The organism is Peptoclostridium litorale DSM 5388 (assembly GCF_900141635.1).
Lineage (GTDB): Bacteria > Bacillota > Clostridia > Peptostreptococcales > Peptostreptococcaceae > Peptoclostridium > Peptoclostridium litorale.
The window spans coordinates 1-1,080 of record NZ_FSRH01000038.1 but is presented as its reverse complement, the minus strand read 5'-3'; the positions used below and the strand labels follow the sequence as shown (position 1 = coordinate 1,080).

The window sequence follows — 1,080 nt, the reverse complement described above, 5'->3', positions numbered from 1 at the left end:
TCGGACCGGAAGGTCCCGGGAGAATAGGACGTGGCTGCGTGATAGACCTCCGATATTTCGGAGGTTTTTTTGCGTTTTTGGAAGAGCTGTTTAGAGGAGGATAAACTAATGAGCAGGAATATAATACTTTATATTGCAATCAGTTTAGATGGATATATAGCAAAAAATAATGGAGCAGTTGACTGGTTGAGTGGCAATGGCGAGGATACTAATGTTGATAATGGATATGATGATTTTTATAATACAATAGATACAGTTGTAATGGGTAGAATCACCTATGAACAGGTTGTTAATGAATTATCGCCGGACACTTGGGTTTATGAAGGTAAAAAGTGCTATGTAGCAACTAGAAAAAAATATGAATCAGATAAAAGAGCGGAGTTTATATCGGATGATATTGTGGAATTTATTAAAAACCTTAAAATACAAGATGGCAAGGATATTTGGCTTGTTGGTGGTGGCAAATTAGTTGACCAATTTATTAAGCAAAATCTTATAGACAAATACATTGTAACAATCATACCAACAATTCTGGGTGATGGAATCCCACTTTTTTTAAAAGAAAATCCAGAAATTAAACTTAGGCTTGTTGAAACAAAAGTGATTGATGGGATGGTTGAACTTAGTTACATTAGAAAATAGTGTATTCTGAAAAACACTATTGAAAAAAGACGAACTAAGAAAACCATTAAAGAAGACTATATTGAAAAATTGTTATATAAGCACTATATTGAAATAAAGTATGAAAACTTTGTGAAATTTGAAGTGTCAAAAGCTTTTTACAAGAGTCTGTTTAAGGGCGAATATCGCGGGTATATAGATACATACGGCGCTTGAATCAGATGTTTTTCATGAAAAAAACTATTTTGTCACAAAAAGTATTGACCTGTGGCAATAAAGCTGGTATAGTATTACTTGTCGCCGAAACAAGGCGGCAAACACCAAGGCCTAGCGGCCTGGTTGCAAGGCTTCCAGAAAAAAGAATTTTAGCAGTATGTTGCAGCCAATCGAATTCCACTTGGAAATTCTCTTGGGCAACACTTGCATGAGACGTACAGTGCTTATTTCATAAACAGTGTT

At 35.1% G+C, this 1,080-nt stretch carries 1 protein-coding gene; it reads left to right on the top strand.

Going from position 1 to position 1,080, the window contains the following annotated elements; genetic code table 11:
* Positions 1-108 precede the first annotated feature (108 nt).
* Positions 109-642 (top strand): dihydrofolate reductase family protein, encoded by a 534-nt coding sequence (locus BUQ87_RS14895; RefSeq protein WP_038262940.1) that lies wholly within the window; start codon positions 109-111, stop codon positions 640-642.
* Positions 643-1,080: the final 438 nt, after the last annotated feature.

What these genes read in the sequence shown, in the direction of transcription:
- BUQ87_RS14895 (WP_038262940.1), top strand. Translation starts at nt 109, where the DNA reads ATGAGCAGGAATATAATACTTTATATTGCAATCAGTTTAGATGGATAT.